Annotated in this window: 7 protein-coding genes; 5 read left to right on the forward strand and 2 right to left on the reverse strand. The window is 42.7% G+C overall.

Translation table 11 applies throughout. From position 1 onward, the window contains the following. Positions 1-220: 220 nt before the first annotated feature. A complete protein-coding gene (locus tag WB217_RS01505) occupies positions 221-421 on the reverse strand; it encodes a YdiK family protein (protein WP_423989996.1) in 201 nt (66 codons plus the stop codon). Positions 422-424: 3 nt separating this feature from the next. Next, positions 425-1,156 (reverse strand): lysostaphin resistance A-like protein, encoded by a 732-nt coding sequence (locus WB217_RS01510; RefSeq protein ID WP_423989998.1) that lies wholly within the window; start codon positions 1,154-1,156, stop codon positions 425-427. Positions 1,157-1,590: 434 nt separating this feature from the next. On the opposite strand from WB217_RS01510, the gene groES reads away from it, so the two are divergent. The 5 genes from groES to WB217_RS01535 form a co-directional block, all read left to right on the forward strand. Next, the gene (groES, locus tag WB217_RS01515) at positions 1,591-1,875 is read left to right on the forward strand and encodes a co-chaperone GroES (RefSeq protein ID WP_423990000.1); all 285 of its coding nucleotides are present in this window, start codon (positions 1,591-1,593) and stop codon (positions 1,873-1,875) included. Between the two features lie 54 nt (positions 1,876-1,929). After that, positions 1,930-3,558: a chaperonin GroEL gene (gene groL / locus WB217_RS01520; RefSeq protein ID WP_423990002.1), complete on the forward strand. Its 1,629-nt coding sequence runs from the start codon at positions 1,930-1,932 to the stop codon at positions 3,556-3,558. Between the two features lie 173 nt (positions 3,559-3,731). Beyond that, complete coding sequence (locus WB217_RS01525) at positions 3,732-4,439, forward strand: hypothetical protein (RefSeq protein WP_423990004.1); 708 nt, start codon at positions 3,732-3,734, stop codon at positions 4,437-4,439. 846 nt (positions 4,440-5,285) lie between these two features. Next, complete coding sequence (locus WB217_RS01530; RefSeq protein WP_423990006.1) at positions 5,286-6,989, forward strand: transglutaminase-like domain-containing protein; 1,704 nt, start codon at positions 5,286-5,288, stop codon at positions 6,987-6,989. Between the two features lie 569 nt (positions 6,990-7,558). Next, on the forward strand, positions 7,559-8,541 hold a 983-nt coding region (locus WB217_RS01535; protein WP_423990008.1), incomplete at its 3' end, for a CsxC family protein.

Genomic DNA, 8,541 nt, shown 5'->3' on the forward strand with positions numbered 1-8,541 from the left:
TGATTGGAGTGGAAGGCGCGTAGACTCCTGCGGGAGCAGCGGGACAGGTGAGACCCCGCAGGAGCGATAGCGACGAGGAGGCTCACCGCACGCCCCGCGGAAAGCGAAGCGCCTGGAACAGAAATCAACAGACTGGTTTTATAGATAAACTAAATAAACTGTAGACAAACTGGATCTTCCAAGTTTGTCTACAGTCTATAGCCTCTTCGTGATGAAGAGGCTATTTTTTCTGGATTTGTTTGAGTTTGAAATGGAACAGGATCATCCTGATGCCGGAACCGAAGTCGAAGGTCGCCAGCATGACGAGGAGATAAGTGAAAAATCCCCAGCCGGTTTCATTGACATTCTGGATGGCGAAGTAGGTGAACAAGCTGCCTAGCAAGAAGTAGACAATGCCTGAAAATAAAGGCGATTGCTTCATAACTTAAAGTCCCCCAATAAAGCTCTGGATTTTTTCAGCTTCTCTTATCATTCTCTCGATATCTTCCCTGAATACGGATTGAAGCAGGACAACGAACGTATTCATTGTGACATGGGCGATAATCGGAACGATAATCCGCTTAGTTTTTACATAAAGGAAGGCAAAGGTAAAGCCCATGGCCGAATAAAGGATGACATGCTCCGGCTCAAAATGTGCGAGCGCAAAAATAACGGAACTGATCAATGCGGCAAAAAAGAAATTCATTTTCTTATGCAGGCTTCCGAAGATAATTTTCCGGAAGACGATTTCTTCCAAAATTGGCCCGATGATCGAGCTGACAAGAATCACAATCGGAAAGTTCTCAATGAGGTTGATAATCTCCTGAGTATTTTCCGAGCCCATTTCGATTCCAATAAGCCTTTCAATGCTTGCTGCGAAGGATTGAGCCATCAATGCAAGAAATACACCGGCGACGGCCCAGGCAGCAGAGCTTGACGGCGACGCCATTCCGCGCAAATCAGCCTGTAGCTTCGATTCTTTCCGTAAAATCAGCAGCACGATGATCAGTGTAAGTGTAAAACTGATGACAAGCCAGTATGGAATCGATAGGGTTTCCATTTCCTTAAGACTCTTGCCCATACCAGCTCCGACAAATGCTACAAGTGGTATTCCGATCAGGCTTGAAAGCTGCATGGCAATATACGCGATGATAATGTACCAGTATTCTTTTTTCAAAATGAAAAACTCCTTTTAGGCCTTTTCGTAAACTTAATGAATTTATATACGTTTTAACATGATAAAAGTTCCGTAATGCTATCTCTCCATTTTACTAGTAAGCAGCTTGAAAGTTCAAATCGTAGGATGCTGCTTAAAATAATTGGTTAAATATCCGGGGACACCGCATACTTTTTAAGGTGGCCTATTTTAAACAAGCCTATATTAAAATTCAGAGAAATTTGCCGTCGGAAATTGTGGAAAGGGAACGAAAAATAGTCCTTGCTGTCACTGGGTTCCTGGCCAGGTACCTTATATAAATTTTATAAAAAAAATTGTACTTCATGCTTGCAAAAAAAATGGAGATTCATTAATATATAAATTGTGTTAGCACTCGATTGAGGAGAGTGCTAATAAAAAACTAATCTACATATTATTTGAGGAGGTTGATTCACTTGATTAAGCCATTAGGTGATCGCATTATTATTGAGCTTGTTGAGTCTGAAGAAAAAACGGCAAGCGGTATCGTTTTACCCGAGACAGCGAAAGAAAAACCTCAAGAAGGTAAAGTCGTAGCTGTTGGCACAGGACGTGTCCTTGAAAACGGAGAGCGCGTGGCACTTGAAGTTGAAGTTGGCAACCGCATTATCTTCTCAAAATACGCAGGTACAGAAGTGAAGTACCAGGGAACAGAGTACCTGATCTTGCGTGAAAACGACATTCTTGCTGTAGTTGAATAATTGCTGCTTAAAGACAGTACGTATATAACACAAATTTGAGGAGGGTTTTATACAATGGCAAAAGACATTTTGTTCAGTGAAGAAGCACGCCGCGCGATGCTTCGCGGGGTTGACGCTCTTGCAAATGCAGTAAAAGTTACTCTTGGACCTAAAGGACGCAACGTGGTTCTTGAGAAGAAATTCGGTTCACCACTAATCACAAACGATGGTGTGACAATCGCGAAAGAAATCGAACTTGAAGATGCTTTCGAAAACATGGGTGCTAAGCTTGTTGCTGAAGTAGCTAGCAAGACAAACGATGTTGCTGGTGACGGTACAACTACTGCAACAGTTCTTGCTCAAGCAATGATCCGTGAAGGTCTTAAGAACGTAACTGCTGGTGCTAACCCAATGGGCATCCGTAAAGGTATGGAAAAAGCTGCTGTAACTGCAGTTGAAGAGTTAAAGGCTATTTCAAAGCCAATCGAAGGCAAAGCTTCAATCGCTCAAGTAGCATCTATCTCTGCTGCTGACGAAGAAGTAGGCCAATTGATTGCAGAAGCAATGGAGCGCGTTGGCAACGACGGCGTTATCACAATCGAAGAATCTAAAGGCTTCACAACAGAATTAGACGTTGTAGAAGGTATGCAGTTCGACCGCGGATATGCATCTCCTTACATGGTAACTGATTCTGATAAAATGGAAGCAGTTCTTGAAAATCCATATATCTTGATCACTGACAAGAAAATCGGCAGCATCCAGGAAATCCTTCCTGTTCTTGAGCAGGTTGTACAGCAAGGCAAGCCATTATTGATGATTGCTGAAGATGTTGAAGGTGAAGCACTTGCTACATTAGTAGTTAACAAGCTTCGCGGCACATTCAATGCAGTTGCAGTTAAAGCTCCTGGCTTCGGTGACCGCCGCAAAGCTATGCTTGAAGATATCGCTGCATTAACTGGCGGAGAAGTGATCACTGAAGAGCTTGGCCGTGACCTTAAATCTGCTACAATCACATCTTTAGGACGCGCTTCTAAAGTTGTTGTTTCAAAAGAAAACACGACAATCGTTGAAGGTGCTGGAGACAGCGCTCAAATCGCTAGCCGTGTTAACCAGATCCGCGTTCAAATGGAAGAAACAACTTCTGAATTTGACCGTGAAAAGTTACAAGAGCGCTTAGCTAAATTAGCTGGCGGTGTTGCAGTCATCAAGGTTGGTGCTGCTACTGAAACTGAATTAAAAGAACGCAAGCTTCGCATTGAAGATGCTTTGAACTCAACTCGCGCTGCAGTTGAAGAAGGTATCGTATCCGGTGGTGGTGTAGCGCTTCTAAACGTATACAACAAAGTTGCTTCAATTCAGGCTGAAGGCGACGAAGCTACTGGTGTTAACATCGTACTACGTGCAATGGAAGAGCCAGTACGTCAGATCGCTCACAACGCAGGCCTTGAAGGCTCTGTAATCGTTGAACGCTTAAAGCGCGAAGAAGTCGGCACAGGCTTCAACGCAGCAACTGGAGCATGGGTGAACATGATCGAAGCTGGTATCGTTGACCCAACTAAAGTTACACGTTCAGCACTTCAAAACGCTGCATCTGTTGCGGCTATGTTCTTAACAACTGAAGCAGTTGTTGCTGACAAGCCAGAACCAGCTGGATCTGGAATGCCTGACATGAGCGGTATGGGCGGCATGGGCGGAATGATGTAATTCCGTTGAATAAGAATGATTAAAGGATCTGTCCCTGTGGGGATGGATCCTTTTTTTGTGGATGGAGGACTTGTTAAAATTGTCAACTCGTCACTTTTGGGTACGTATCGTATGGCGATACAGCTTGCAAATAAATCTAAAAACCTTCATATTTATAGTAAAGGAGGTTCGATATGCGACGCGATATACAACCTAATGAACGAGCTTTCTCTTCCAAGGAAGTAGCAGAAGAGGTGGGAATAGCCACTCCTACTGTTCGAAAGTATGGCCAGATTTTAGAGCGGAACGGATATGAATTCTTGAAAGATGGCGATCGCCGTATCTTTGTGCAATCTGACATCGAATCGCTTATAGCGTTACGCGATACGGTCAAGCCTCTAGATGATACGGCTAAGGATCTTGTATCACTGCAAAAAGAAAGAATAGAAGATCCCCGTGGAACTGAGGTTGCGATTTCTGATACATATGAGAGTTTACCCCAAGACCCGAATCAATTAAAAGAAGTACTAATGTTTGTCGTCAATGAACTCGCAGCCACACGTGAAATGAATGCCAAACTGACAAACGATATGGCTGAGCTCAAAACAACGGTTTCCAGACTCCAGCAAGATCATCATGTTATCAGTTCTACTATTGGCAATTCAGCGCAGAAAACGAATGTTAAAATCGAAAAATTAACTGAACAACAAAAAAACTATTACGAAACAATGCTGCAGCAAGAGCAACAAAAAAGCGAGCTCTTGCAAAAAGAAATCCAAAGTATGCGGGAAGAACAGCAAAAAGAATGGCGTTCACAAAATGATTTCAATAGTCGTTTAGAAGAAGCGGTCCAAAGACCAAAAGATAAATGGAGTCTGTTTTTCTCCTTATTCCGGAAATAGTAGACTTTGATTTTAAAAGTATCGGGTTAAGGAAAACGCAACTAATTGATAATTGTTCAAGCAAGGCGATACACATCTCATGGGAATTCGTAATATAAATATGCACAATGCATGTTCTAGGCAGTTGAAAGCACCATGGAAATGGGCACGGATGGGTTAATCTGTTCTTTTTTCATTTCGTATTGCTGGGCGATATACATGACGGTAAAATACCAAACTGTTACAACGAGAAGATCAGTATAAAAAGATTCACCACCTATTTGAAAAGTATAGTGTTGAAACGACATTGGCACTATAGCGTTACACGATACCTACAGCCCCTAGATAATAGTTAAAGCCCTTTTGGATCAGCAAAAGGACTGGTTATCTGGATCATTAATCTATAGATATGAAATTCACCCCATGATATCTCATTTTCAAATTTCAACAATTTCCCGAGAAATATCTACAAATTTTGCGTGAATATCGACAAACTAAAAAGGCAAGTGTTTACCTTCGTGGCCTTCCATTCGTTCTCTGAACTTTTGGGAAGCCTTTTTTTGGTTTATTTTTCGTAAATTTTTTTGCTCCACACTTGTTAGGAAATATTGTTGATTGGAGCGGAAGGCGCTAGACTCCTTTATATTGCTGTCGCCTTTCCTTCATATGGGGGGAAACTTCACGCTAGAGAGAATGATTCTCTGTATTCAAAGCGGACAAGGAATTTATTTTACAATAGAATCATATAAAAGGATGAATGAGGCAGTTATAGGTTTAAATGTAAAAAGGTACATAGGTCCCAGGAACTTATCTTGCAGGGAATCGTAAATTAAACTACAAATAGAGCACGATGTGGAGGAGGAAGCCATGAATTCCAAGAATCCAATTTTAACTGCGTTGCTGCTGGTCATAAGCGCAATTTTTATTCTTTCGGGCTGCAGTGACGCCAGTCCAAGCGACGCCAAAGCCAAAGCGGAGAAAAAAGAAGAAGATAAATATGAAAAGCTCGTAAAGGAAAAAAACAAGGAGATCGAGCTTCAGCCACTCGAGCTCAGTCCTTATAATCAAGAAATTAATTCGACTTTTACAAAACCGGAGCACAAGGAGTTCGCTGTTAACGGGGAAGTGGTTGTAGAAGGAAAGGTTGAAAAATTCTCTTCGTTAAAATCGGATTACGTCTGGATCAAGGTTTTCGCTGACGAGGAAGGTCCTGCCGGAAAACAGCATGAGTACTACACGAAATTAATAGAAGGAAAGTTCAAGCAGAAGATTCACTTTTTCAATGGTGAGGGGAAGTACCATGTGAGTGTCCAGATTCCGAGCACTGAAACGGAGAATTATTATTTTGAGGCGACGGCTTTTGATGTCCACAATGTCAATCCTGAAATTGAACGTGATATTACGCTGACTCCCTTTGGTCAGGATGCTGAAGTGGCTCTCCTTAACATGGATTCGAGCTATGTAAAAGAAAATGAGATTTTTAGCTTAAAAGGAGAAGCGGGTAAGCTTGCGGAGGAGGATACCGTCATGCTGAAGCTTACAAAGGGTTCGGAAAGCTGGAAGCATGTCCTTCCAATTAAGGATGGGCAGTTCACCTATGACATACCTTTATTTTATGGGAAAGGCGTTCATGAGCTGGAGGTTCTGGTGCCGGATAAAGAACGGGAAAATTACTACCAGACGGCTACGACTATCTTGATTGATAACAAGTCTGATCGTACGATGCTGCCAATCGAGTATATGGATGTCTACCGCGAAAGAGGAGTAACGCTGGAGTCGCCGGTCTTTGGAGGCGAGGCGACGGATGGCATGTATCATGTGAAAGGGAAAATCGATCCAAATGCTGAGTTTGGGCCTGAAACTACGCATATTTATATCACGACTAAAAAAGGTGAAGATGAAGCTTTAGACGTAATTCCAGTTAAGGATTTCAAATTTGATGACTCTTTTTATCTGCGATTCGGACCTGGGACGTATGAGGTTGTCCTAAGTGTGCCGGAGATAAAAGAAGAGAATAGCGATTACTTCAGGTATTTTGGTTTTGCCAGGTTCGAGGTTGAATCGACTGGCGAAGATCAGCGCGACCTGCTGCCATCAAGGGGCGTCCAGTCCGATGCAGAACCGATTAAACAACTGGCAAAGGACATTACAGCCGGAAAGAGCACGAAAAGAGATAAAGCGAAGGCGATTTATGAATATGTAGCCAAAACGGTTGCTTATGATGTTGAAAAGCTGGAGACGGATGATTTCAACTGGGATGACAGTGCCTTAAAAACTCTGGATTTGAAAACAGGTGTCTGTCAGGATTATTCGTATCTGACAATTGCCCTGTTGAGAGCGAGCGATATTGAAGCCCGGTTTGTTGAAGGCATGGCCAGAGGCGGCTGGTGGCCATCCAAGCATGCGTGGGTGGAAGCAAATCTTGAGGGCGAATGGATTACAATGGACCCGACATGGGGTTCAGGTTATGTAGATGATGATAAGTTTGTCGCCAAATATGACGAAAAATATTTTGATCCCGATATGGCTGAGTTTAAAAAGACTCATACGCGTACGGGGGTGGCATATTAAAAATAGAGACTGCATGTTCTTGAAGCGTATAGAAGGACTACTTCCATAGAGGTAGTCTTTTTTTGTTATTTAGCCCCCAATCTATCATTATTGCCACCATTCAAAATAAGAATGGTAGCTTATTATAGTTAAAGCTGGATGAGATTTATTCTTGAACTGAGAAAACTCATCAAATTTGAATGGTATTACCTTGTAGTAAGGACATGAGCCGTTTCCCAATCAACGAGACCAACAGGACCAACAGGTGAGGATGGAGAAGGTGGCCAGAATCAGGAGGGAATGGGAAAACCCAACCACCATTTCTTTTACCAAAGGATTGAGGTTGCGGTGTGGTTGGCAATTTTGCCCGGTTTTTCATGTTCTGCGAGATAACAATATTCCAATATATAGAATTAGTTAAACATTGTCACTAAATCTTAACCTCCTTCACAGCCTCCACCTCATTTTGGTCTAAGGCAGGTGTGGAATTTCCCCCAACGCTTCCGGATTTTATATAAATAGTCCAATCCCCTGTAGAGAGATTTCCATAATATATTGTGTTCTCAATAAAAAATAAGGGAGTGAAATAATTGAGAGATAAAGAGAATCACAATAAGGAAATTTCGGCGAATATTAGCAATTGTTCAAACAGAAACGTAGTACCGGATGTGAATTTTGATGCAAAAATAAGCAAGGTACCAGTAGTCTTAGCTGAGATTGAAGTTAGTGCCCATGTTAAAGCTAACATCACCTTTCCAGAAGATGTATTGGAAATCAAGGATATAAAAAAACGAGTGGTCCTTGTGCAATGTCGTCTGCTTGTGCCAACCAATCAGCTATTCATAAAAGGATATGTAGAAAAAAACATCAGATATGCTGCTGTTGCACAATCAGGATGGATGCGGAAGTCTATAGAATCAAATATCCGATCTCTTACCGTGAAAGCTCCTTTTGAGTGTACCACTTCAATTAAGGAGTTCATTACTCGTCCGGTAAACGTTAAATTTAATCAGCGCAGTGAATTTGATTTTTTGATTACCAAACCTTTACCGGAAGGCTTTCCTGAAAAAGATGAACTGCTAACGAGCGACCTTTCGCAATTTCATCAAGCTAGTACTCAACACTATAATGAACTTCCATACTGTGATTTGGTCTCCAGCGATATTGTAGAGTGGGATGAAGCAACAGACAGGGTGCTATTACAAGAGGGAGCAATATTTGAAGGGACCTTTAGGAACGTCGTGGAAAAGATGATTGTCAATTTTACAATCAAGCTGCTTCAGAAACAACAAGTCCCAATTGGTGGAGGAGCGACAGGTCCGACCGGGCCAACAGGGCCAACAGGGCCAACAGGAGCAACCGGAGCCACGGGAGCAACAGGAGCGACAGGAGCGACAGGAGCAACGGGACCAACAGGACCAACAGGACCAACAGGACCAACGGGACCAACGGGGCCAACAGGACCGACAGGACCAACAGGACTAACAGGACCAACGGGACCAACGGGACCAACGGGACCAACAGGACCGACAGGACCAACAGGACCAACAGGACCAACAGGACCAACAGGACC

This window comes from Mesobacillus sp. (genome assembly GCF_049588175.1).
GTDB lineage: Bacteria > Bacillota > Bacilli > Bacillales > Cytobacillaceae > Mesobacillus.